General features: G+C 71.3%; 20 protein-coding genes and 1 pseudogene. 10 read left to right on the top strand and 11 right to left on the bottom strand.

Annotated features, from left to right (window positions below; all coding sequences use genetic code 11):
* Positions 1-58: 58 nt before the first annotated feature.
* Both AC07DU_RS13225 and AC07DU_RS13220 read right to left on the bottom strand, forming a co-directional pair.
* Complete coding sequence (locus tag AC07DU_RS13225; protein ID WP_479111307.1) at positions 59-469, bottom strand: hypothetical protein; 411 nt, start codon at positions 467-469, stop codon at positions 59-61.
* A 168-nt stretch (positions 470-637) separates the two neighbouring features.
* Positions 638-1,171, bottom strand: coding sequence for a hypothetical protein (locus AC07DU_RS13220; RefSeq protein ID WP_360904504.1), 534 nt, complete (start codon positions 1,169-1,171; stop codon positions 638-640).
* 200 nt (positions 1,172-1,371) lie between these two features.
* On the opposite strand from AC07DU_RS13220, the gene AC07DU_RS13215 reads away from it, so the two are divergent.
* From AC07DU_RS13215 to AC07DU_RS13195, 5 genes and pseudogenes are all read left to right on the top strand, one after another.
* Entirely contained in the window at positions 1,372-1,938 is a 567-nt protein-coding gene (locus tag AC07DU_RS13215) for a hemerythrin domain-containing protein (RefSeq protein WP_360902535.1), read from the top strand.
* Between the two features lie 156 nt (positions 1,939-2,094).
* Positions 2,095-2,604: a hypothetical protein gene (locus AC07DU_RS13210; RefSeq protein WP_479111305.1), complete on the top strand. Its 510-nt coding sequence runs from the start codon at positions 2,095-2,097 to the stop codon at positions 2,602-2,604.
* A gap of 112 nt (positions 2,605-2,716) precedes the next feature.
* A complete protein-coding gene (locus tag AC07DU_RS13205; RefSeq protein WP_479111303.1) occupies positions 2,717-3,592 on the top strand; it encodes a glycosyltransferase family 2 protein in 876 nt (291 codons plus the stop codon).
* A gap of 134 nt (positions 3,593-3,726) precedes the next feature.
* A pseudogene (locus tag AC07DU_RS13200) lies at positions 3,727-6,215 on the top strand (molybdopterin oxidoreductase family protein).
* Positions 6,212-6,703, top strand: a complete 492-nt coding sequence (locus tag AC07DU_RS13195) for a hypothetical protein (RefSeq protein ID WP_479033417.1) — start codon at positions 6,212-6,214, stop codon at positions 6,701-6,703. Before AC07DU_RS13200 ends, AC07DU_RS13195 begins: the two are co-directional and overlap by 4 nt.
* Before the next feature lie 60 nt (positions 6,704-6,763).
* Here AC07DU_RS13195 and AC07DU_RS13190 read toward each other — a convergent pair whose 3' ends face one another.
* The 6 genes from AC07DU_RS13190 to AC07DU_RS13165 all read right to left on the bottom strand — a co-directional run bounded on the left by AC07DU_RS13190 (position 6,764) and on the right by AC07DU_RS13165 (position 14,032).
* Positions 6,764-8,548, bottom strand: coding sequence for a glycoside hydrolase family 6 protein (locus AC07DU_RS13190; protein ID WP_479111301.1), 1,785 nt, complete (start codon positions 8,546-8,548; stop codon positions 6,764-6,766).
* Entirely contained in the window at positions 8,545-10,086 is a 1,542-nt protein-coding gene (locus tag AC07DU_RS13185) for a cellulase family glycosylhydrolase (protein WP_479111299.1), read from the bottom strand. Before AC07DU_RS13185 ends, AC07DU_RS13190 begins: the two co-directional genes overlap by 4 nt.
* Positions 10,087-10,412: 326 nt before the next feature.
* A complete protein-coding gene (locus AC07DU_RS13180; protein ID WP_360902555.1) occupies positions 10,413-11,057 on the bottom strand; it encodes a dihydrofolate reductase family protein in 645 nt (214 codons plus the stop codon).
* A gap of 118 nt (positions 11,058-11,175) precedes the next feature.
* Positions 11,176-11,766: a hypothetical protein gene (locus AC07DU_RS13175; protein ID WP_360902558.1), complete on the bottom strand. Its 591-nt coding sequence runs from the start codon at positions 11,764-11,766 to the stop codon at positions 11,176-11,178.
* On the bottom strand, positions 11,763-13,571 hold the full coding sequence (locus AC07DU_RS13170) for an alpha/beta hydrolase (protein ID WP_479111297.1): 1,809 nt from the start codon (positions 13,569-13,571) through the stop codon (positions 11,763-11,765). The genes AC07DU_RS13175 and AC07DU_RS13170 overlap by 4 nt, the downstream gene beginning before the upstream one ends.
* Positions 13,568-14,032 carry a hypothetical protein gene (locus tag AC07DU_RS13165; protein WP_479033406.1) on the bottom strand — a complete coding sequence of 155 codons (465 nt, stop codon included), beginning with the start codon at positions 14,030-14,032 and terminating at the stop codon, positions 13,568-13,570. The genes AC07DU_RS13170 and AC07DU_RS13165 overlap by 4 nt, the downstream gene beginning before the upstream one ends.
* A 246-nt stretch (positions 14,033-14,278) precedes the next feature.
* Between AC07DU_RS13165 and AC07DU_RS13160 the strand changes: the two genes are divergently transcribed.
* From AC07DU_RS13160 to AC07DU_RS13150, 3 genes are all read left to right on the top strand, one after another.
* The gene (locus AC07DU_RS13160) at positions 14,279-16,153 is read left to right on the top strand and encodes a glycoside hydrolase family 15 protein (protein WP_479033404.1); all 1,875 of its coding nucleotides are present in this window, start codon (positions 14,279-14,281) and stop codon (positions 16,151-16,153) included.
* On the top strand, positions 16,150-16,632 hold the full coding sequence (locus AC07DU_RS13155) for a hypothetical protein (RefSeq protein ID WP_360902570.1): 483 nt from the start codon (positions 16,150-16,152) through the stop codon (positions 16,630-16,632). Before AC07DU_RS13160 ends, AC07DU_RS13155 begins: the two co-directional genes overlap by 4 nt.
* Before the next feature lie 137 nt (positions 16,633-16,769).
* A complete protein-coding gene (locus AC07DU_RS13150) occupies positions 16,770-18,887 on the top strand; it encodes a SpoIIE family protein phosphatase (protein ID WP_479033401.1) in 2,118 nt (705 codons plus the stop codon).
* Positions 18,888-18,942: 55 nt separating this feature from the next.
* Here AC07DU_RS13150 and folE read toward each other — a convergent pair whose 3' ends face one another.
* Positions 18,943-19,593 (bottom strand): GTP cyclohydrolase I, encoded by a 651-nt coding sequence (gene folE / locus AC07DU_RS13145; protein WP_479033398.1) that lies wholly within the window; start codon positions 19,591-19,593, stop codon positions 18,943-18,945.
* A 120-nt stretch (positions 19,594-19,713) separates the two neighbouring features.
* Here folE and AC07DU_RS13140 point away from each other — a divergent pair, with 120 nt between their 5' ends.
* On the top strand, positions 19,714-20,454 hold the full coding sequence (locus AC07DU_RS13140) for a helix-turn-helix transcriptional regulator (protein WP_479111295.1): 741 nt from the start codon (positions 19,714-19,716) through the stop codon (positions 20,452-20,454).
* Between the two features lie 31 nt (positions 20,455-20,485).
* A complete protein-coding gene (locus tag AC07DU_RS13135; RefSeq protein WP_479111293.1) occupies positions 20,486-21,739 on the top strand; it encodes an NAD(P)/FAD-dependent oxidoreductase in 1,254 nt (417 codons plus the stop codon).
* 48 nt (positions 21,740-21,787) lie between these two features.
* On the opposite strand, the gene AC07DU_RS13130 is transcribed toward AC07DU_RS13135, so the two are convergent.
* Both AC07DU_RS13130 and AC07DU_RS13125 read right to left on the bottom strand, forming a co-directional pair.
* Positions 21,788-22,684, bottom strand: a complete 897-nt coding sequence (locus AC07DU_RS13130; protein ID WP_479111292.1) for a DUF4436 family protein — start codon at positions 22,682-22,684, stop codon at positions 21,788-21,790.
* A gap of 120 nt (positions 22,685-22,804) precedes the next feature.
* Positions 22,805-24,409 carry an alpha/beta fold hydrolase gene (locus AC07DU_RS13125; RefSeq protein WP_479111290.1) on the bottom strand — a complete coding sequence of 535 codons (1,605 nt, stop codon included), beginning with the start codon at positions 24,407-24,409 and terminating at the stop codon, positions 22,805-22,807.
* Between the last annotated feature and the right edge of the window lie 7 nt (positions 24,410-24,416).

Here is a 24,416-nt window from a genome sequence, read left to right as displayed (position 1 = left end):
CGCCAGCCCAACGAAGATCAGCAGCAGCGTTCCCGCGAACAGCGTCCTCATTGCCGTGTCACCCGCCTTTGATCGCGCATTGGTACGGCTGCTGGTGCCGCGGCGCGCAACCGGCCGCGGTCACCTTCCAGCCCGCGGGAAACCGGGCCAGGAAGACGGTGTCCTGCTCCAGCACCACCCTGGCCTGGTCGCCGTACACGTCCACCGTGCGCACCGCGCCGGCCGCGGGTAGTTCTTCCTCACCGATCGCCTGCTCGCAGCGGCTCTTGGCCGACTGCTCCAGCTCTTCTCTGGTGGAAGGTGCGAGAGCGGCGCACAGCCGATCGTGCTGCCCGGCGCCCAGCGCCCGCTCGAAGCGGACGACCTCCGCGGCGGCGCCGTCACGCCTCTCGGACAGGGAACCGCAGGAGGTGAGGGTGAGGACGGCCGCCATCGCCGCGATGCCATGCCAGCACCATCGATTCAGCATGCAGTACCTCCCGCGAGACCCGGGCCCGGCTGCCGGTCCCGCCCGGTAAGGGGGCTGAGCGGCTATCTGCTCATGGAACGTTCCCTCGCGCGGCGCCGCAACACGAGACGCCGCAACACGCGACGCCCGCCGTGCGGCGGCGGTGAGGGGCGCCGCACGCTTCCGGGGTCAGGACGAGGAGGGCGCGCCGCTCTCCAGGAGGTCCCTGAGCTGCGCGTGATGGAGGTCGGCCACCGGAGCGAGGAGGTCGGGGTGGCGCAGCAGCGCGGCTGCGTGCCGGTCGTTCTCGTTCGGATGACTCAGGCGTCGGAAATCGACCGTTTCGCCCGCCGCCCGCGTCGACCCGGCGAGCGTGGTGAGCGCCGCGGTGACCAGGGCCGGCGTACCGAGCAGGCAGGCGGCCCAGCTCGCCACGACCTCGTCCACCCAGGTGCGCCACGCGTGCAGCTCCGGGTCCGAGGACTCCTCGGTCTCCGCGCCCGTGACCCAGTCCAGCCGAGCGGAGCCACCGGGCCCCGTCAGGTTCATCAGCTGGGCGTCCAGCTCCGTGGGGTACCTCAGCCACGCGGCGACGGTGACGGCCTGGCGCGCTTGGGCCTCGGCGAGGGCGCGCTGCAAGGCGCCGCGGCCGGAGGGATAGGCGTGAGTGATCCACTGAGCCGTCGCCGCTATGAGCGAGGAGAGGGAGGAGTCTGCCGACACGGGTGGCCAATTCGGAGTAAGGGAGGGGCGAAAAGGAGGAAAAAGGGATCGTATCGCCTCACGGACTTTCCAGGAATGGCGCAGGTCACAGGCCTTTCGGGGCACCTGCGACCGACACGCTGGGTGGAGGGGAACCACGCTCTGTGAGCGTCGCGCGATTCACTGGAGCTCCAGCAACCTCACAGAGAAGGGCACGCCCCATGGGACATGGCGGTGACGTGATCGCTGAATTGATGACCGATCACCAGGAGGTCGAGGAGCTTTTCGCGAACATCGAGGAAACGCCCTCGGGTGACGCCCGCAGGAAGATGTACGCCGACCAGGTCACCATGGAACTCGTCCGGCATTCGGTAGCCGAAGAGGCGTACCTGTATCCCGCCGTCCGCGAGCACGTTCCGGACGGCGACGGCATCGCCGACAAGGAGCTGGAGGATCACGCCACAGCAGAACGCATCATGAAGGAACTGGAGGGATGCGACGCCGATCATCCCCGGTTCGACGAGCTCGTCACGAAGCTGATGACGGAGATCCGCAGCCACGTGAACGACGAGGAGAACAATCTGTTCCCGCGCCTGCGGCAGGCGTGTTCCGCGGAGATGCTGGAGAAGCTCGGAGACAAGGTGCGCCAGGCCAAGAAGACGGCGCCCACGCGCCCTCACCCGTCCGCCCCGGACAAGCCGCCCGCCAACAAGCTCCTGGCCCCGGGGGTCGGGCTCGTCGACCGCCTGCGTGACGCGATGAGCGGACGGGGCAAGGAACCTTCCTGAGCGTCCCGGCGCCTCCTACGCCGACCTCCGCCAGGTCGGCGACACCCGCGGAACCGGGTGCCGCCGGCCTGGCGCCGCGCACGGCCGTTTCGCCGTTTCGCCCTCCCTCTCGCGGGCAGCCGCCCCACGGGGTCATCGAGACGGAAGGACACCGAGATGACCGGGAACACACCGGACGCCGCGCGGCAGAACCGCTACGAGCGCGCCCGGAGCAGCGAGGAACCGGGAGCCCACTCCGGCTCGGAGAGTCAGGCGCGGGAGCGTGTCGTACCCGGCACGGCGAGCGCCCGAGAGGGCTACCACCAGGCCGGCACCGGTAGCGGGGAGCCCTTGGCCGGTGTCGATGCCGCACCCGAGAAGACAGCCGAGGATCCCCCGGAACCGACTCCGGGAGCCGGTGAGGGGGACGGGGCCGTGGCCGTCACCCGCGCGCAGGTCCGGGCCCTCCTCGATCCCTCCGGTGAGGACCGCTCCCTCGTGCTGCTGGAGGGGCGTACGGAGGTCGTCCCCCCGGACCGGCTGACCTCGGAGCCCTACGCGGGGGCCGTGGAAATCGTGTCCGGCCGTGATCTGGCCGCGACGCTGCCGTCCGGCACACCGACCGAGCAGGACCTCGACGCCCTGGCTTCGCGGCTGAACACCGCGATCACGCACCTGGGGGCGTGAATCCGACCCGACCGTCCGACCGGCGAGCGCGCCGAGCGACCGTCCGACCCCGGCCTCCCTAGGCGCGGGCCTCGCGCACCATCCCGTCGATCGCACCCGAGGTGGCCCGGCCGTGAGCCCCGACCCCCGCACCACCGTCGTCGTCATCACCCACAACCGCCGCGACCAGCTGCTGCACACCCTCGACCGGCTGGCAGCGCTCCCCGAGCGGCCGCCTGTGATCGTCGTCGACAACGCCTCGACCGACGGGACCCCGGAAGCCGTCGCCCGGCTGCGGCCGGAGGTCACCCTCCTTTCGCCCGGCCGCAATCTCGGAGCTCCGGGCCGGAATCTGGGCGTGCGCCACGCCCGTACGCCGTACGTGGCGTTCAGCGACGACGACTCCTGGTGGGAGGCGGGATCCCTGGCGCGCGCGGCGGACCTGCTGGACCGGTACGCGCGCCTCGGGCTGGTCGCCGCCTGCGTCCGCGTGGGCCCCGACGCCGACCCCGATCCGCTGAACGGCCTGCTCGCCGCCTCCCCGCTCGGCCGCGCCGTCGATCTGCCCGGGCCACAGGTGCTCGGGTTCCTGGCCTGCGCCGCCGTGGCCCGGCGGGACGCCTACCTCCAGGCAGGCGGCTACCACCCCGTCCTGTTCCTCGGAGGCGAGGAGACCCTGCTCGCCTACGACCTGACCGCGTACGGATGGGGCGTGTGCCACGTCCCGGACGTGGTGGCCGTCCACCGGCCGACCGGTGGGGTGCGGCCCGGCCGGCCCGCGGTCCAGCGCCGCAACGCCGCCCTCACCGCGTGGCTGCGGCGCCCGGTGGGCGTCGCCGTTCAGCACACCCGCCAGCTCGCCGCGCAGGCCCCGCGCGACCCGGAGGCCCGCCAGGCGCTGGCGGGAATGCTCAAGCGGCTTCCGGCGGCGCTGCGCTCGCGTCGTCCGCTGCCGCCGGCCGTGGAGGCGGCGGCCCGCCTCCTGGACGCGGACGCGGGACGCCCCTGAACGGCCGAGTCGGCTCGTCCCAGGGGTGACAGCCCCCACGGCCCGGATGCGAGCGGAGCCCGTGCGGGAAGGGATCTCCGCACGGATGAGCGGCCGACGTAGCGGCCGCCGCCGGTGTTCCGCCGGGAGGCAGCATGGGCAACTGGGTGGACCGGATCGCGTCGCCCTGGGGCGGCCGCACCCCGTACGCACGGGACGAGCCGTGGCCCGAGCGCCTGGACACGTACCTGGCCGAGGGTGTGCGTCCGGACGACGTCGGCCAGTGGGTGCAGACCGCGTCGATCCTCCACTCGGGCGGTGATGCCATGGACATCGCCGTCAAGGACGGCGCCATGGTCGGGGTGCGCGGCCGGACCGTGGACCGGGTCAACCGCGGGCGGCTCGGTCCCAAGGACGCGTTCGGCTGGCAGGCGGGCGCCTCGCCCGACCGCCTCACCGGGCCGCTGGTACGCCGGGGCGGGCAGCTCGTCGAGTCAGACTGGGACACCGCGATGGACCTGGTCGTCTCCCGCTCCCGCGAGCTGCTCGCCGAGCGCGGCCCGGGGTCGATCGGCTTCTACACCACCGGCCAGCTGTTCCTGGAGGAGTACTACACGCTCGCGGTCCTGGCCCGGGCCGGCATCGGCACCAACCACCTGGACGGCAACACGCGCCTGTGCACCTCCACCGCGGCCGAGGCGCTCAAACAGTCCTTCGGGTGTGACGGGCAGCCCGGCAGCTTCGACGACATCGACCACGCCGACGTCATCGCTCTGTTCGGGCACAACATCGCCGAGACGCAGCCCGTGCAGTGGATGCGCGTCCTCGACCGGCTCGACGGCGCCGATCCCCCGCGCCTCCTGTGCGTCGACCCCCGCCCGACGCAGGTGGCGCGCCGGGCCGCCGTCCACCTCGCCCCGCGCGGCGGGACGAACGTGGCCCTGCTCAACGCGCTCCTGCACGAGATCATCCGTACCGGACGGATCGACCGCGCCTACGTGGAGGCCCACACGGTGGGCTTCGAGGAGCTGGCCGAGGCGGTGGCGCACTGCACTCCCGCATGGGCCTCGGGCATCTGTGACGTCCCCGCGTCGAGGATCGGGGAGGCGGCCGAGCTGCTGGGCACCTCCGACAGGCTGCTGTCCACCGTGCTCCAGGGCGTCTACCAGTCCCACCAGGCGACCGCCGCCGCCGTTCAGGTCAACAACCTGCACCTCGTGCGCGGCATGCTGGGCCGGCCGGGCGCCGGCGTGCTCCAGATGAACGGGCAGCCCACCGCCCAGAACACCCGCGAGTGCGGCGCCAACGGCGATCTGCCCGGCTTTCGCAACTGGGAGAACGACGAGCACGTCGCCGACCTGGCGAAGGTGTGGAACGTCGAGCCCGCGACGATCCCGCACTACGCCCCGCCCACCCATGCCATGCAGATGTTCCGCTACGCCGAGCAGGGCTCCCTGCGGATGCTCTGGATCAGCGGCACCAACCCCGCCGTGTCCCTGCCCGAGCTGTCCCGCATCCGCTCCGTCCTGTCCCAGGACCGGCTGTTCACCGTCGTCCAGGACCTGTTCCTCACCGAGACGGCGCAGCTCGCCGACGTCGTGCTGCCCGCGGCGACCTGGGGCGAGAAGACCGGCACCTTCACCAACGCCGACCGCACCGTCCACCTCTCCGACAAGGCCGTCGAGCCGCCCGGCGAGGCCAGAGCGGACCTCGACATCTTCCTCGACTACGCCCGGCGCATGGACTTCCGCGACAAGGACGGAGGCCCGCTCGTCCCCTGGCACGACGCGGAGTCCGCCTTCGAGGCGTGGAAGCGCTGCAGCGCGGGCCGGCCCTGTGACTACACCGGCCTGTCCTACGGAAAGCTGCGCGGCGGGAGCGGCATCCAGTGGCCGTGCAACGAGCGGGTTCCCGAGGGCACGGACCGGCTCTACGGTGACGGCATCACCTGGGCCGGGCCGGACGTGTGCGAGTCCTACGGCAAGGACCTGGTCACCGGCGCCTCGGTATCGGTGGTCGAGTACCGGTCCCTCAACCCCGAGGGCAAGGCCGTGATCAAGGCCGCCGAGTACATGCCACCGCACGAGACCCCGGGCGGCGACTACCCGTTCCAGCTGACGACCGGGCGCACCTCTACCACTTCCACACCCGCACCAAAACGGGCCGCGTCCCGCAGCTGAACGCCGCGGCGCCGGACGTGTGGGTGGAGATCTCGCCGTCCGACGCGGAGGCGCGAGAGCTCGGCGAAGGCGACCTGGTCCGGGTCAGCAGTCCGCGCGGCTCCCTCACGGCCCGGCTGCGCGTGAGCGACATCCGGCCCGGCCTGCTGTTCGTGCCCTTCCACTACGGCTACTGGGACACACCCTCCGGCTCGGGACCCGATACGGCCGATGGGGGCCGGGCGGCGAACGAGACCACGATCACCGACTGGGACCCGGTATCGAAACAACCCCTGTTCAAGACCTCCACCGCGGCCGTCACGCTCGTGGAAAGGGCTGACGGCCGGCCCTCGCCCGCCCCCACCACCACCGCGTCCGCGCCCGCGCTCGCCCTCGCGGGCCCGGCCACTGAGGGCGGCCCCGCCGCCCATGTCCTCGAGGTCCCCGGACCACACGCCGGCGGTTCCCCGGGAGGCGCACAGTGAACGGCATCACCCTGACGCTTCGCGCGCTGCACCACGGCGAACGGAGCCTGGCGAAGGAACTGTCCACCATGGCGGAACGCCACCGTACGGAGCACGAGTTCCACCACGTGGCGAAGGACCTCGTCCTGTGGTCCAACGACCACTGCCGGCGCGTGGCCGAGGCGGGCCGCCACTACGGCCTGGACCTCGACGGACCGTCCAAGAAGTCCGCTCCGGGGCTCGTGTCGACGCTCCGGGAGAAGTCGGCGCAGGCCGTCGGCCACCGGCCGGAACCCGGCCTGCTCCTCCTGAGCGACCTGCGGTCCTTGCACCTCGACGCAGCCGGCAACTCCCTGTACTGGGAGATGCTGGCCCAGGCGGCGCAGGCGGCCAGGGACGACCGGCTGAAGGAGCTGGCCTCCTTCTGCCACCCGCGCACGCTACGGCAGATGCGCTGGACCAACACCCTGATCAAGACCTTGGCTCCGCAGATCCTGACGAGCCTGTGACCGCAGCCGTACGGAACCCCGGGGTTCCGTACGGCTCACACGTCCCTCAGGGGCGCTGCGTCACAGCGCCGGGTGGGCGTTCTTCAGGAGCTCCTGGAACTGGGCCGAGAACCACTGGCCGGCCAGGGGCGCGTTCGGCAGGGAACCCGACATGCTGTTCCCGTTGCGGGCGTTACCGGCGTAGGTCGGGTCGCACATCCGGTCGAAGCCCTTGCCCTCGTCGTTCGGGATCTCCTTGCTCGCCCCGTCGGACTCGCCCGGCGGCTTGATCCACACATACGCGTCGATGCCCGCGGCCGGAGCCGCCTGCGGCCTCTCGCCGAGCCCGGCCCCCGCCTGGTTGCACCAGTTGCCGAGGTGGATGCGCCGGTCGTAGCGGCCCCCGTTGACGTACGTGTCGACGCTGGTCAGCGCGCCGGGTCCGGTCGGCCTGGCCGCGCCGCCCCACCCGTTGCGGGAGGTGTCGATGAGCATGCCGACGTTCGCGTCGAAGCCCAGGGAGACCGCCTTGGCCCGCATGGCCTGGGCGTAGGACAACTCGTCGGTGTACCGGTTCCAGTCGACCCACTTCGACTGCCGTACGGAGGTGCCGTTGACGGAGTCCTCGATCTTGAAGTGGTCCTCCTTCAGGGCGCTGAAGTTGGCGGTGTTCACGATGAAGCCGTGCACCTTGGAGAGCGTGGAGCCCTCGGCGGTGGCCGCCTGCTTGAACAGTTCCGCGGAGGCGCCGAAGTTGTCGTCCCAGCCGAGCCAGCCGTGGTGGCCCGCATCCACGTAGTTGTAGACGTTGGCGATCGAGCCCAGCTTGTTCAGCGCGTAGCCGACGCCCTTGATGTAGTTGCCGTTGGTCTTCATCACGTCGCAGTTCGGGGTGGCCGTCGGACGACCGGAGACGTTGGTGACCAGGTTCGGCAGCGAGTCGATCTCGACCGTGGTGACGATCCGCAGCCCCGCGTACTTGGCGTCGGCGAGGATCGCGGCGATCGGGTCGATGTACTGCGTCTTGTACTTGTCGATCTCGGTGGGTCCCAGTTCACCGTTGGAGGCGAGCGCGGAGCAGTCCCGGCCCGGCAGGTTGTAGATCACCAGTTGTACGACGAGCTCGCCGCTGCCCTTCTGCGCCAGGGCCGCGTCCAGGTGGTCGCGCAGGCCCATCCTGCCGTTCGCACCCTGGATGGAGGCGATGCGGTCCAGCCAGACGCCGGTGGGCTGGTTGGACACCTTGGTGCCGCCCGGCTCGGCGGCCGCCTTGGCGGACCATTCGGGGTTCACGTACACCTTGGCGCCGGCGTACGGGTTGTCGGCCTTACCGCCGGAGGGCGGCGGGGTCGTGGGTGGCGTCGTGGGCGGAGTGGTCGGCGGCTGCGTCGGCACCGTGGCGCCGTTGCAGATGACGCCGTTGAGCTTGAAGGTGGCGGGGACGGCGTTGGTACCGCTGTACGAGGCGTTGAAGCCGAAGGACGTCGAAGCGCCCGTGGCTAACGACCCGTTGTAGGAGACGTTCTTGGCGGTCACGGCCGTGCCGGACTGGGTGATGGCGGCGTTCCAGCCCTGTGTGACGGTCTGATCGCCCCCGTAGGACCATTCCAGGGTCCAGGCGGTGAGCGGGTCGCCGGTGTTGGTGACGCTCACATTGGCGCCGAATCCGGTGTTCCACTGGTTGGTGACCTGGTACTCGACCTTGCAGCCGGCAGTGGCGGCGCCGGCGGTGGTGCCGAACACGGTGGCGGTGGCCCCCGCGGCCGTGACGAGGCCGAGGGCCGCCAGCAGGGCGGTACGGCTGGTCGTACGGCTGATCGTGCGCTGGGTCGTGCGTGGGGTCGTGCGGTGCGGCGTGCGGCTCATTTCGAGGTGTTCCTTTCCGTCAGGGCGCGCAGGTGGTCGCGCAGCCCGGCTCCGAATGCGGTGGGCGTGCCGTCGTACGAGGTGATCAGGGCGGGACCGGAGGCGCAGTTCCAGGTGTTCCAGGTCCAGCCGAGATACGAGAGGGAGCGGTCGTCGAACCACTTCATGACCTGGTCGATGAACCCGTGTCCGCAGGTGTTCTCACCGATCTCGCCCGCCACCAGGGGGACCTTGGCCGCGACCGGTGCCAGGCTGCTCTGCCAACACGCTTCGTCGACACAGGCGTTGAAGTTGTAGACGTGCCAGGCCGCGGCCAGATTGCCCGTGGGGTCGACGGGTGCGTGGGTGAGCCACTGGCTCAGGTCGTTGGAGTAGGCGATGCCGGGTACGAGGACGAGATTGCGGGCCCCGGTCGCGCGGACCGCGTCCACGAGGTCCTGCATGCCGGCGACCTCGTAACCGATGCCCGGGCAGGTGCCGCCGTCGCGCCAGCAGGACCAGGCCTGGCCGGCGGTGGGGGTCGCCCGGTCGGGGTACGGCTCGTTGAACAGGTCGAACACGACCCGGCGGTCGTTCTTGAAGGTGTCCGCCACCGAGGTCCAGAAGGCGGGGGTGTACTGCGCGTCCGGCATCGGCTTCTGGCAGGAGGCGTGGACGTCGGAGCACCCCGAGGAGTTGCCGGTGTACTGGCCGTACGTCCAGTGCAGTTCGACGATCGGCGTCATGCCGTGGGCCAGGACCCGGCCCACCAGGCCCTTGACGGCGTCGACGTACTGCGCGCCGCGGTATTCGGGCTTGATGGGGTCGAGGCCGAGCCAGCATTCCTCGTTGAGGGGGATGCGGACGGTGTTGGCCTTCCAGTCGGCGATGGCGCGCACCGCGGCGTCGTCGACGGGACCGTCGAAGATGCCGTGGCCCTGGACGCACATGAACTCGCCCCCGGACCGGTTGACGCCGAGGAGGCGACGGGTGGCGCCCTTCTGGTCGGTGAGACGGTTGCCGCTGACGCTCAGCTCGGGCGCCCCGGAGACCGGGCCGGGGGGATCGGTCGGGCCGGTGGGGGTGGGTGTCGGTGTGGGTGTCGGTGTGGGTGTCGGGGTGGGGTTGGTGGGACCCGGCACTGTGGTGCAGGCCGCGCCGTTGAGGGTGAACGCGCTGGGCGCGCTGTTGGAGAGCGACCATGAGGCGATGAAGCCGGCGGTGACGCTGGCGCCCTCGCCCAGCGTCCCGTTCCAGCTCTCGTTCACGGCTGTGGCGCTCGCCCCGGACTGGGACCAGGCGGCGCCCCAGCCCTGACTGATCTGCTGACCGTCGGGAAAGCCGAAGCCGAGACTCCAGCCGTGCAAGGGCGCGCCGTTGTTGGTGAGGGTGACGGACCCTTGGAAGCCGCCGGGCCAGGAACCGACGACGGAGTACTGGACGGTGCAGGGAGGTGCGGCCGCTGCTCCTGGGGCCGAACCCACTACGGCGAGAGCGGTGCTCGCCAAGGTGAGCACCGCTCCGCCGAGCAGGGCGGAAAAACGCGGGGGGTGTCGCATGAGCGACTCCTTGCAGAAGGGCTACGCCCTGACGGCGCGCCGACTGACGGAATCGCTCCCACTGGTTGGGGCCAGACCGTAGCGGCAACTGACGCCGTGCGAAAGGGCAGTCACCGAATTCCCCCGGGCACGCCTTCATTTCTTCGCGCGTCTTGACGTCACTGCCCCGGGTCCCCACAGTGGGAGCGCTCCCACTGGTTCAGAGCTTGTGCTCACGCTCTTCGCACGCCCCGCACTTTCCCGAGTCGCGAGGAGAACCCCCACATGCGCAACACCACGCACTGCCTCGACAGGGCACCCCCGGCTCCACCCAGCGCGGGATGGAGTCAGTCGACGCTTCCGAGACCGCGGTCGGGCGCACTCATGTCCCCCGTCGCCGGAATGCCGTCGGCGAGCCCGTAGCGCAGGTGGACGATGCCGTTCGGGCTGGCCGCCGGGGGCGCGAGGAGCGTGACGTTGGTGGGCACCGCGCCCTCGTCGAACACCTTCTTGCCGACGCCCAGCACGATCGGGTGCAGCCAGAGGTCGAGACGGTCGAAGAGCTTCTCCCGCAGGAGCGTCTGCACGAGGTTCAGGCTCCCGACGACCTTCACGTGTCCGTGCCGTTCACGGATCTCACGCACCGCGCCGGCGAGGTCCGGGCCGAGCTGCGTGGACCCGGCCCAGGAGAGGTCGGGCCGGCCGCGGGAGGCGACGTACTTCGGGACGCGGTTGAAGAGCGTGGCGATGTCGTCGTCGGCGCCGCCCTCCTGGTGGGGCCAGTAGGCGGCGAAGATGTCGTAGGTCCGCCGGCCGAGCAGGAGGGCGTCCGTGTCCTCGTACGCGGCACCGACCTGCGCCCCGGCGACCTCGTCCAGCAGGGGTGCCTGCCAGCCGCCGAACGGGAAACCCACCGGGTCCTCGTCGGGGCCGCCGGGTGCCTGGCCGACGAGGTCGAGGGTCGCGAACATCTCGATGTGGATGAGGCCCATGTCTTGCTCCCGATGAGTCGGTTGTCTCCGTCAAGAGATAGACCTACGGGTGCGCGCAGACTCATCGCCGCGCCGGGCCCGGCCCCGGATCACGCGAGTGGTCACCGGGCCCTTCCTCCTAGGAGGCGGGGCTCGGCGCCGGGGTCTCGGCGGACCAGAAGTCGGAGCGGACGTTGGGGGTGGGGATCTCGCCCTCGTACGTGCGGCCGTTCGCCGCCTTCGTCGGCGCCGCCACCTTCGACTCCTTCACGCACGGGGTGGTGACCTCGAAGAAGGCCTGCCCCTCGTGACCGAAGAGGACCATGATGCCGAAGCCGTCGGGGGACGTGGCGACGATCTCAGGCATGTCCTTGTCCGGATTCACCGTCTTGATCTGATAGCCGCTCGCCTTCCAGAAGCTCTCGACCACTCCGAGGAAGTTGCCGCGGCGCTGCTCGGAGACGATCGTCATCACGTTCCAGTAGCGCGTCACGTCACAGCTGCCGGTCGTCGTCGTGTAGTGGACCCATTCGACCTCCGGCTTGATCGCGCCGACCGTCGCGTAGAACATCGCGTCGGCGCGCTCCGCCGCTCCCTGCATGTCCATGCCTGCCACTGTCCCTCGTCCGTGTCCGTCCTTGGTGCCGTCCGACGGCCCGCATCCTGCGAGCAGGGCGCCGGCCAGGGCCAGCGCACAGCTCAGGCGAACGGTCCGGGTGATGCGCTTCATCGGTAATCTTCCCTCACGATGTCCTCGGGGTGTCCGGCGACGATCCTGGCGATGTTGTTCGCCGACGTCTGGTCCTTCTCCGGAGTGAAGTACTGGGAGTGGGCGTCGAACCCTCCGCCGTCGAAGACCATCCTGGGCCCGTCGTCGACCAGGAAGCGCTGTGCCCCGAAGGCCTCGCTCGCCGGATCCTTGCCGAAGTACACGTCGTCATTGCCGATGTCGAAGAGGTCGCGGCCGACCGCGACTCCCAGCGGGCCTCCCACCAGCAAGCCGAGCGCCGCCTCGTCCTTCGAGGGCAGGTGAGTGACCGGGTCGTTGTCGGCGGCGCCGACGAACACGTGGTCCTTGCCCACGCCGAGCTCCGTCGCCTTCTGCGCGTCCACGCCGGGGCTGCCGAGCAGGATCACGTCGTCGACGCCCGGGATCCCGCCGGACTGCTTGGCGGCCGTGCCGACGGTGAGCGAGCCGTAGGAATGCCCGATCGCCGTCACATGGGGGTCCGCGTTCTCGTTCGTCGCCGAGAGGCCCGCCATGAACTGGTTGTACGCCGGGGCGCCCCGCTGCGCGTCGCCCCTCGTCATCACGTCCACGTTCTGCGGGGCGTCGTAGCCCAGCCAGACGATCGCGGCACTGGACCGGTCCAGTCGCTGGGCACCGATGGCCGTGTCCTGGGCCCGCTTCATCGTGTCCTTGACGAACTCCTCGTTCAGCCTGGTGCTGAGTCCGGGGACGTACGCCGAGACGTTCTTGGAGGTGTCGGGGTTGCCGTACGAGACGATCGCGCGCCCGTTGCCCTCGTCGCCGATGCCCAGCAGGAACATGGGCGGGCGGCTCGGCTCGTTGAGTTTGTCCTGGATCATGCGCAGGGCGTCGAGCTTGGTCTGCGCGTCGTCGCCGCCCCGGTGCGCGAGGTCGTCGATGAGGACCGGCAGGTAGTTGCGGTTCGCCTCGTCGCGGGAGGCCGCCGGGATGCCGTCCAGGCCGCCGATCAGGTCCGGCGCGACCTCCAGGTACTCCTGGCGCTGCTCCTCGGTCAGGCCGTCCCACCACTTCTTGCGCTCGGCGGGGCTCTTGTCCTGCGGAACGCCCTCGCCGAGGTACGCGCCCGCGGTGGAGCGGACGTCGGAGGTGTCGCGGAAGACGTCCTTGAGGGTGGCCTCGGTGACGTCGAGGCCCTTCTCCGCCTTCAGGGCGCCGAGGGTCTTCGCGTACCGGGCGTCCGTCTCGCGGGCGGACCGTACGGCCCGGGCGATGCGGTCGGCCACGTCCTGCGCCTTCGCCGCGTTCGGGTTGAGCGGCTTGAAGCCCGAGTAGCCGGGGTAGAACGGCGACTGCCCCTGCGCACCGAAGCCGGGCGGTTCCAGCGGGAGGCGGGAGCTGCCCTGGACCGTGCTTCCCGGGGCCTGCTTCTTCGCGCCGGTCAGGTCCGCCACCTCGGTGGCCGGATAGCTGACGGAACCGTCCTCGTGCACGGTGAAGTTCAGGGCGGCGGCGTCCGCGAGGGCCTGCTTCAACTGGTTCTTGGGCTCCGCGAGATCGGCGGCGAGCCCGTTGAGCACCGTACGGACGAGCCCGCACTCGGTGTGCAGGTACTGGAAGTTGCGGCTGAGGCGCTGGAGCCTGCCGAGGGCCGCCTGCGCCGACTCGCTCTGTTGGGTCTCCCGGAGCTTCGCGGACATCGCCCGGTCGACCCGTACGCGGTCGGAGTCCGAGCGGTCCGAGACCTTGTGCCAGGTGTCGCCCGCCTCCGTGAACTCGGACGTCTTCAGGTCGCGCAGCTGCTGCCAGGTGAGGGTCGAGGTCATCGCTTCGCATCCGCCTTGCCGCCGCCGACGCCCTTGAAGGACGTCTCGATCGCGGCGTCCGTCTCGCCCATCTCCTTGGCGACCTTCAGCAGGGTCCCCGTGAGCTGCTCGCACTCGTCCCGCACCGCCTGGAGGCGTTCCTCCCAGCTCGTCAGCACGCTCTTGAGGGCCGCGGCGGAGCTGAGACCGGCGGCTCCGGCCTCGACGCCTTCGTGGCCGGGGCCGAGCGCCGCCCGGCTCGTCTCCGTGCTGGTGCGCAGTTCGCCGGCGGTGGCGGAGGCGCTGGTCCAGGGACCCTTGCTGTGCTGGAGGTCTCCGGTCCCGCCCGCGCCGGTCGTGGGCTCGGGGGCCGTCGAGGCGAGCCGCATCACGGGCCCGCCGCCCGCCGGTCCGTCCACCGGTCCGTCCGCCGGTCCGTCCGCCGGTCCGAACAACTCCTGCCAGCGCTCCGAATAGGACACGGCTCCCCCGTCTGCATGTGCGTTCCGCTTCCGCGCCCCGAGAGACTAACGCAGGCCACGGACGTGTGTGCGAGCGAGGACGGCTTGCGTACTGCGGGACGGCTCGACTCTCGGCCCGTTCCGTATCCACCTTCCGTCCCCGCTGCGGCAAGCCGCAGCCGCCGTCCTGGCCGGTTGGGCCGTACGGCGCCGCCGCGCGGCCGTCTTCCTGAAGCCCGCGCGGCCTGCCGGTGAGATGGTGAAGCCATGGGACCTTCTCCCGGAACCGACCGCCCTCCCCCGGCGGTGGCACGGACCGGTGGCTACGTTCCGCTGCGCGACTACGCGGTGATCGGCGACGGCCGGACCGCGGCGCTCGTGGCCCGCGACGGATCGGTGGACTGGCTCGGACTGCCGGATCTGGACTCGCCCGCGGTGTTCGGCGCCGTGCTCGACGCCGACCGCGGCGGCCGGTTCCTCCTCGAACCGGCGGCGCCTTACCGCAGTGAGCGCCGCTACCTGCCCGGCACGAACGTCCTGGAGACCACGTTCGTCACCCCGCAGGGCACGGCCCGGGTCACCGACGCGCTGACCCTGCACGACGACGTCGCGCTCACCCCCATGCGCGAGCTGCTCCGGCGCGTCGAGGGGGTGTCCGGGGCCGTGCCGATGCGGTGGCGCGTGCAGCCCCGCTTCGGATACGGCAACCGCACCACGCGGCTGGCCCGGCGTGCCGGAGTGCCCGTGGCGACGGCCGGGGCGGACGCGCTCGCGCTGTGCGCCTGGGAGGCCGGCGAACCCCGGTACGAGGCGGAGGCCGTCACGGGCGGCTTCCTCACGGCGCCGGGCACCACCGCCCTGCTCGCCATGCCGTTCGCCCACCAGGAGCCGCTGGTCCTGCCTGCCCGAGCCGAATGCGCCGCGCGCCTGGAGCGCACCTGCGCGGCGTGGCGCCGATGGGCGGACGGCCGGGTCTACACCGGCAGGTGGCGGGCAGCGGTGCTGCGCAGCCTGCTCACCTTGAAACTGCTGGTCTTCGCTCCGTCGGGCGCGATAGCGGCCGCGGTGACGACCTCGCTGCCCGAACACGTCGGCGGGGAGCGCAACTGGGACTACCGCTTCTCGTGGCTCCGCGACTCCGCCTTCACCGTGGCCGCCTTCCTTCAGCTCGGCTGCCCGGCGGAAGCACGCGCCTACTTCTGGTGGCTGATGCACGCCTCCCAGCTCACCCACCCCCACCTACAGGTCCTCTACCGGCTGGACGGCGGCCCCCGCACGACGGAGGAGGCGCTCCCGTGGGAGGGCTACCGCGGCTCTTCACCCGTCCGCACCGGCAACGCGGCCGCCGGCCAGGTCCAGCTCGACACCTACGGCGAACTGATGCAGACCGCCTGGCTGTACGCGCGGGCCGGCGGGCGGCTGGACGCGGACGTGGGCCGCCGCCTGGCGGAACTCGCCGACCTGGTCTGCGCCACGTGGCAGGAACCCGACGCGGGTATCTGGGAGGTGCGCAGCGCACCCCGCCACTTCACCCAGTCGAAGATGATGTGCTGGGTGGCTCTGGACCGCGCGGCCGACCTCGCCGAGCACCACCTCGTTCCCGGCAGGCACCTGGCCCGCTGGCGGTCCACCCGTCGGCAGATCGCCACGTTCATCGAAACGCGTTGCGTCTCACCGCGCCGCAACTGCTACGTGCGCTCCGCCGGCAGCGAGGAGCTGGACGCCGCGGTCCTCCTCGGCCACCTCTACGGCTACGGCGGTGACGCGGCGCGCATGGCCGGGACGGTCAGTGCCGTGGGGAGGGAACTGCGGCACGGGCCGTTCGTCGACCGCTACTCCGGCGAAGACGGCCTGAGCGGCCCCGAGGGCGCCTTCCTCGCCTGTTCCTTCTGGCTCGCCGAATCCCTCGCCCGCAGCGGAGAACTCGCCCGGGCCACCGCACTGATGGACGATCTGGTGCGTCTGGCCAACGACGTCGGCCTCTACAGCGAGGAGATCGACCCGGCCACCGGCGACTTCCTGGGAAACCTGCCCCAGGGGCTGAGCCACCTCGCGCTCATCAGCGCCGCCCATGCCATCAGCGCCGCCACCGCTACCAGCGCCGACAAGCACGACACGGACGACGAGGAGGCGGACGGGTGAGCGCCTGGGGGACCGCCGCCGGAGCTTTCGTCGGCACGCTGGTGCTGACCACCGCCTTGCGCGCCGCCGGTGAGATGCGCCTGACGCGCATGGACCTGCCCTTCCTGCTCGGCACGGCGGTGACCGCCAACCGCACGCGCGCCAAGGCCGTGGGCTACCTGATGCACTTCCTCAACGGCGAGGTCTTCGCGTTCGTCTACTACGCCGTCTTCCTCGCGATCGGCATGGCGGGCTGGTGGCTGGGCGCCCTCTTCGGTCTCCTGCACGGCCTGTTCGCCGGCACCGCGCTGGTCGGCGTGCTGCTGCCGCTCGTCCACCCCCGGATGGGCAGCCCGCTCACCAGCGCACCCGACGTGGCCCTGCTGGAACCACCCGGTTTCCTGATGCTCAACTACGGACCGAGCACACCCGTGGTCACCGTCCTCGCCCACATCGGCTACGGGGCCATCGTGGGCGGTTTCACCACACTCGGAGCGTGACGCGGCCGGGGATGCCGTCACCGCACGGCGGGCATATCGTCGCTCTATGGGTGACGGCCGGTGTGGCGGGTGCGGCGCGTCTGTCGCCGCCCGGTGCCGCCAGGGCACCGCGGCCACGGACGACGGGCGCTGAAGACGTGCGGCCGGCTGCTTCCGCCGCAGGGGCCGGTCTGGAGCGGCTCGATGCCGCCGTAGCCGAAGTGGTCCAGGCCACCGGGGCTTCCGTGGCTCTCGTGTACCTCCTTCCGCCGGGCGAGCGCGTCCTGCATCTGGCGGTGGTCTCCGGAGCTCCGGGGCACATCACCGCCCCGTGGGCGCGCATCGACCTCGGCGCACCGATCCCCGTCGCGGACGCCGTACGGGAAGACCGCCTGGTGTGGTTGGGCGGCCGGCAAGAGGTCGCGCGACGCTATCCCCGGCTCGGGCTCGTGCTGCCGTACGACTTCATGCTCGCCGCTGCCCCGATCACGGACGACGCCGTCGCGTCGGGCGGACTCGTGCTGCTGTGGCCCGTCTTCCGCCCGCCGGAACCGAGCCCGGCCGAACGCGCGGCGATCGACGCCTTCTGCCGTACGGCGTGGGGGGTGCTGCGGCAGGCCGCCGACCACGGGCACCTGACGCCGGGGAACACGCCCCGCGTGCTGCCCCCGCCCGCTTCCCGCGTCCCCGATCCGGACGAGGCGCTGGCCGGGGTCAGCTTCGCCGAGCGCCTGCCGGTGGGCTGCTGCGCCATGGACCTGGACGGCCGCATCACCTTCATCAACTCCGCCGCCACCGACCTCGTCGGCGCCGACGGGGCGGTCCTCCGGGGTGCCCGGCCATGGGAGGTGCTGGCGTGGATGCGCGAGCCCGTCTTCGAAGACCACTACCGGGCGGCGGTGGTCAGCCGCCAGCCCACTTCGTTCACGGCGCTGCGCCCGCCGGGCACGTGGCTGTCGTTCCAGCTCTACCCCGACGCGTCCGGCATCAGCGTCCACATCACCCCCGTCGCGGGCCCTGAGGGGTCGGACACCCGCCGCGAGCCGCTGCCCTCCGCAGAGCTGGCCGGCGTGACCTCGCTCTACCATCTGATGCACCTGGCCGCTGCCCTGACCGAAGCCGTGGGAGTGCAGGAGGTCGTCGATCTGGTGGCGGACCAGATCGTGCCCGCCTTCGGCCCCCAGGCCATGGCCGTGCTGACAGCGGAGGAAGGCAGGCTCCGCGTCATCGGCTACCGCGGCTACACCGCCGAGCTGATGGAGCGATTCGACCTCCAGCCGCTGACCGCCCACACGCCGACGGCACGGGTGCTGAGCACCGGGGTGCCCAGCTTCTTCACCACCTTCGCCGAGCTACAGCGCGAGTATTCCTCGGCCGTCCATGTGGACGGCATGGCGTCCTGGGCCTTCCTGCCGCTGATCGCATCCGACCGCGTCGTCGGCTCCCTGGTCCTCGCCTACGGCCGACCCCATTCCTTCACGCCCGCCGAACGCGCCGTACTGACCTCACTGGCGGGCCTCGTCGCCCAGGCACTGGACCGCGCCCGCCTCTACGACACCAAGCACGAGCTGGCCCACACCCTGCAATCGGTCCTGCTGCCGCACACCCTCCCGCGCATCCAGGGCCTCGACGTGGCCGCCCGCTACCTCCCCGCCGGCCGTGGCATGGACATCGGCGGCGACTTCTACGACCTCATCCGCCGCGACGACACCACGGTCACCGTGGCGATCGGTGACGTCCAGGGCCACAGCATCACCGCCGCGGCCCTGATGGGGCAGGTCCGCACCGCCGTCCACGCCCACGCCACCATCGGCACCCCGCCCGGCGAGGTGCTCGCCCGCACCAACCGCCTGCTGGTCGACCTCGACCCGGGGCTCTTCACCAGCTGCCTGATCGCCCACATCGACCTCGCGCGGCACCGGGCGCACCTCGCCACCGCCGGGCACCCCCCGCCGATCCTGCGTCACCCCGACGGACGCACCGAGGTGCTGCACGTGCCCCCGGGCCTGCTCCTCGGCATCGACCCCGACGCCGGCTACCCGACCACCGAGGTGGCGCTGCCTCCCGGCGGCATGCTCGCCCTGTACACCGACGGACTCGTCGAGATCCCCGGCAGCGACATCGACGACACCACGGCCGACCTCGCCCGCCAGCTCGCCGACGTCGAAGGCCGCACGATGGACGAGGTCGCTGACCGCCTCGTCGCCTACGCCACCGCGTCCGCGCCCCGTCACGACGACATCGCCCTCCTGCTCATCCAGGCCTCTGACCGGTGACGCGCCACCCCGGTGGCCCGCACGGCCCGGCGTGGCCGTCCCCCCGGGCCGGACGTCAGCGGGGCAGGGCGGTCAGGGCGAGGAACTCACCGCGCGACCGGGGGTCGGTGCGCAGCAGCCCCAGGAGGGTGGAGGTCATGGTGGTGGCGCCGACGGCCTGGACGCCGCGCAGGGTCATGCAGGTGTGCTCGGCCTGGATCACGACGCCGACGCCCTTGGGTTCCAGGTGCGTCTGGAGCCAGTCGGCGACCTGTTTGGTGAGGCGCTCCTGGACCTGGGGACGGCAGGCGAAGTGCTCCAGTACGCGGGCGAGCTTCGACAGACCGAGGATCCGCTGCCCGGGGAGGTAGCCGATGTGGGCGGTCCCGACGAAGGGCAGAAGGTGATGTTCGCAGACGCTCCGGAGCGGGATGCTGCGGGCGAGGACCAGTTCGTCGTAGCCCTCGTCGTTGGGGAACGTGGTCAGGTCGAAGGGGCGGGGGCTGAACAGTTCCGCGTAGGCGCGGGTCATCCGGCCCGGGGTGCCCCGCAGGCTCTCCGAATCGGTGGTGATGCCCAGCGCCTCCAGGAACTGGCCCGCCGCGAGTTCCGCGGCCGCCAGGTCCACCCCGTCCGAGTCGTGCACCACCCGCAGAGGCGGTGGCGCGGCTACGGACGGGATGCGCTGGGGCATGTCGGTCACCGATCCGTACGGTTCGCTCTGCATGTCGGCCCTCCTCGATTTCACCAACTAGTATTGGATTTATTCCGGGAGCGGGTCAAGAGCAGGAGAAAACGGGCCGACGATGGCGGTTATGTCAGCGATGGCTGGGGTTATGGTGGAGACATGACCTCCGAACTGACTCCGGTTCCCGACCCGCTCCCCGCCGTCGGCGGGCTGGACGAGGTCGCCGTCCTCTCGGACGGGCTGCGCCGCAGGATGTACGGCTTCGTACGCCGCGCCCATCGGCCGGTGACCCGAGAGGACGCGGCCTCGGAGGCGGGGATCTCCGTGAAGCTGGCCGCCTTCCACCTGGACAAGCTCGTCGCGGCCGGGTTGCTGGTCTCCCGCTACGACGACCCGGCGGGCCTCCGCAAGGTCGGCCGCAAGCCCAAGGTCTACGAGCCGGCCGCGACCGACATCCGCGTCAGCATCCCCGAGCGCCGTCCCGACGTCCTCGCCGAGATCCTCATCGACGCGGTCGCCGGCCAGCAGCCGGGAGAGGACGCGCAGGCCGCCGCCCTGCGCACGGCCCGCGACCGGGGCAACGCGCTCGGAGCGCGCACCCGCGCCCACAGCCGGCCCGGCCGCCTGGGAGCCGAACGCTCCCTCACGCTCACGGAAGCGGTGCTGGAACAGCACGGCTTCGAGCCCGACCGCCGGGCCCCGACGGAGCTGCGGCTGCTGAACTGCCCCTTCCACCCTCTCGCCACCCGCTCCCCCGGCCTGGTCTGCGGCATCAACCACGCCTTCCTCGGCGGCTTCCTCACCGGACTGCAGGCCAACGGCATCGACGCGGTCCTCGCACCCCACCCGGGACGGTGCTGTGTCGAGCTGCGCGCCGCGGGCGAGGGCACCACACCGTAGACACGCAGACAGCGTCAAGCGAGGAGCGAACATGACCGCGCACACCGCATTCGTGATCGTCGGAGCGAGCCTGGCCGGCGCGAAGGCAGCACAGACCCTCCGCGAAGAGGGCTTCGACGGCCCCGTCGCACTGCTCGGAGAGGAGAGCGAGCGCCCCTACGAACGGCCGCCGCTCTCCAAGGGCTACCTGCTGGGCAAGGACGAGCGGGAAACGGTCTACGTCCATCCCGAGCCGTGGTACGCCGAGCACGACATCGACCTGCGCCTGGGCAGCGCGGTCACCGCGATCGACCCGGACGGACACGAGGTGACGCTCGCCGACGGCAGTCGCATCGGCTACGCGAAACTGCTCCTGACCACGGGCTCCTCCCCGCGCCGCCTCACCGTGCCGGGGGCCGGCCTCGACGGAGTGCTCTACCTGCGCCGGCTCGCCGACAGCGACCGCATCAGGGAGTCGTTCGCGTCGGCCTCCCGCATCGCGGTGATCGGCGCCGGCTGGATCGGCCTGGAGACGGCGGCGGCCGCCCGCGCGGCGGGCGCGGAGGTCACCGTACTGGAGATGGCGGAGCTGCCGCTGCTGCGCGTGCTGGGCCGCGAGGTCTCCCAGGTCTTCGCCGACCTGCACGCCGATCACGGAGTGGATCTGCGCTTCGGTGTCCAGATCGCCGAGATCACGGGCGACGGCGGGCGGGCGGACGGCGTACTGCTGGCCGACGGCACCCGCATCGACGCCGACGCGGTCATCGTCGGGGTCGGCATCACGCCCAACACCAGGCTGGCCGAGGCGGCACGCCTGGAGGTCGACAACGGCATCCGCGTCGACGCCCGCCTGCGCACCTCGCACCCGGACATCCACGCCGCCGGGGACGTCGCCAACGCCTTCCACCCGCTGCTCGGCAAGCACATCCGTGTCGAGCACTGGGCCAACGCCGTCAACCAGCCGCAGGTCGCGGCCAAGGCGATGCTCGGCCAGGACGTGGCCTACGACCGTGTCCCGTACTTCTTCACCGACCAGTACGACCTGGGCATGGAGTACACCGGCTACGTGGACCCCGGCGGCTACGACCAGGTCGTCTTCCGCGGCCGGCGGGACTCCCGCGAGTTCATCGCCTTCTGGCTCTCCGCGGGCCGCGTCCTGGCCGGGATGAACGTCAACGTCTGGGACGTCACCGACCCGATCCGCGCCCTGGTGACCTGCGGGCACCCGGTCGACCCGGCGGAGCTCGCCGATCCCGACGTACCGCTGGATGACCTTCTGGAGCGGCCCGGACCCGTCGGGTCCTGAACACGTTGCAGGCAGTCCAGGTGGCGCGCGTGCCCTCCCCTCTCGACGTCAGGGGGGACGGGCGTCGTCGTGCCGGAGGGCGGTGCGGACGCCGGTGACGACCACGGCGATCAGGCAGAGGGCGATGAGGGTTTCGGCCCACAGGAAGGCGAACCAGTCCATCACGCAGCCGATCGGCGGTGTGCCGGGCGCGTTGTTGCGGAAGGCCGAGAGGGCGAAGAGGGTGGCGGCCATCCAGCCGAGGGCGGCCCAGACCAGACCCTCTCCGCGGGTCGTCAGGTACCAGGCCCCCATGAGCACGGACGCCGCCAGCGCCCACATCACGGCCATCATGAAGACCACGAAGACGAGCAGGCTGCCCGATCGGGCCAGTCCCAGCCCCAGCGCCGCGCCGACAGCACCCTGCTCGGACGGAGCGGGTGTCGCGGAGACCGAGAAGAGCGGGTCGTTGTTGGAGAACAGCATCCGCACCGGCACCGGCTTGCCGTCCAACTGCGCCCAGAACTCGATGTCGGTCTCGTAGGTATCGAAGGGGTAGTCGCTGATCGACCCGTCCGTGAGCGCGACCTGCACGTCCCTGGTCGTGAGCCGCTCGTGCGCCTTGAACTCCAGGTCGCCGAGTGTCTGCGCGGAGGTCTGGAGGCTGAGATCGGCCACCGGGGCGGTCCCCTCCTCCTCGCCGAGGGCCCCGCGCGCGGTGACCCGGACCCGCAGTGCCAGCTCTCTGGCCGCGGCGTCGACGCGTTGCACGTTGGCCTCCACGTCCACCCGGTCCGCGGCCTGGGATCCGACCGTGTGGACCGTGTCGAGCGCCTGGCGCTCGGTGAACTGCAGCCACGACCCCACCGCCACCGCCATCACGATCAGCACCGCGAGGGGAAGCAGGACCGTCAGGAGCGAGGCTCCGGAGCGGCGTGGGTGACGGGGGTCCCAGGTGGTGGCCATGGTGGTGGCTCCGACGGGTGGGAAGGGGCACGCATTTCGTCGGGCCCGACACCGGGAGCGTCCTGGTCGCCGGTTCGTGACGACCAGGACGGTGGTCCCGCAGTGGACCACGACCGGTGATCAGGGAGCGATCTCGAACTCGGGCGGCTCCAGGCCCTTCAGGCATTCGGTCTTCGGCGCGGCCGGGGTCTCGAAGAACGAGACGGCGATCTTCTGGGCGCACTTCGACGTGGCGAACACCACGTGCGGCTCGTAGGGGATCGTGACGACCTTGGCCTTGCTCAGCGTACGGGCGACGTACGGCCCGTTGTCCGCCCCGGTCTGGGAGTCGAAGCTGCCCGACAGGGCGAGGGTGGGGATGTCACCGCGCGTGGCATCCCGGATCGAGGGCGCCGCAGGGGGGACGTTCCAGACGTCGCAGTCGGGACGGAGGAAGGTGAGCTGCGGCGCCTGGGCCTGCACCGAGCGGGGGAACGACGGGAACGCTTCCTGTCCGCCCCGGAGCGCCTCCTCCTGGCTCTCGTACGGCGTCCACTCGCTGCAGAAGACCCCGTAGGCGAGACCGTGCCCAACCCTGCCCATGGCAGCCGGGCTGAGCTTCCCGCCCGCCCACTGCCGGGCGATTCGCTGTGGTTTGCCGTTGGCCAGCTCGTCGAGGGCGCGGGGTACCTGGGGTGCCACGTGGGTGGCGGAGGTCATCCAGTTCACCAGCGCTCCGCCGTCCAGTACGACCTTCACCGGCTTGTCGTTGCCGGGGAGCGTAACGGTGGTGGTGACGGGCTTGGCTTCGAGGTCGCTGACGAGCTTGTCGAAGGTGGCCGACAGGTTCGGGTAGCGCTTGTTGCACGCCGGCTGGTCCGCGCAGGCCTTGAACAGGCCGTCCACACCCTGCCGGAAGCTGCTCCAGGTGGAAGCCGAACCGGACCTGGACGGCGGCAGTATGCCGTCGATGCCCACCGAGCGGAGCCCCTCGGGGTGCAGGCGCATGTAGACCAGCGCCAGGTGGGTGCCGTAGGAGATGCCGTACAGGTTCCACTGCTTGACGCCCAGCGTGGTGCGCAGGTCCTCGTAGTCGGCGGCGCTCTCGGTGTCGTTGTAGGCGCTGAGGTCCAGCCCTCGGCCCGCCAGTTCGTCGCGGCAGGCCTTCGTGGCCTCGACGTGCAGGCGTTCGGTGGACGGAGCGTCGTAGACCAGGCCGACCGCGCGTGCGTTGAATGCGTCGATGTTGGGGCAAAGGGCCGTCGGGTCGGCCGAGTACGTACCGCGCTGGGACATGAGGACCACGTCACGGTCGCGGTTCAGGCCGCCGTCGATCGCCATCTTCGCCTCGCCCACGGCGTCGTCACCCGGTCCGCCCGCGAGCCACACGATGGGGTCGGATTTCGGTGTGCCGGCCGTGGCGGGCACGATCGCGACACCGAGTCTGATCGTTTCACTGCTGGGTTCGGCACGGTTCTCGGGCACGGTGAGCGTTCCGCAGCGGGCCCCTTCGAGCTCCTCGATCGGCTCCGGTGTCTTCGGGCAAGCACCCGGCTCGTAGCGGGCGTCGCCCACCGTCCGGGCGGTCGTGCCGATCGGCGCTCCGGTGCCGTCGTCGGCATGCGGACGGGCCTGAGCGGGCGCGGTGAGAAGGCCGGTGACGAGGAGACCCGTCGCCATGCCGGCCGACGCGGCCAGGAGCCGTCGTGAGGTGCGGCGACGACGGTGCGCTTGATGCGGTGTCATCTGCCCT

The organism is Streptomyces sp. NPDC045695, from assembly GCF_056432025.1.
The sequence above is the reverse complement of the archived record's forward strand: the minus strand, read 5'-3'. Positions and strand labels throughout refer to the sequence as shown.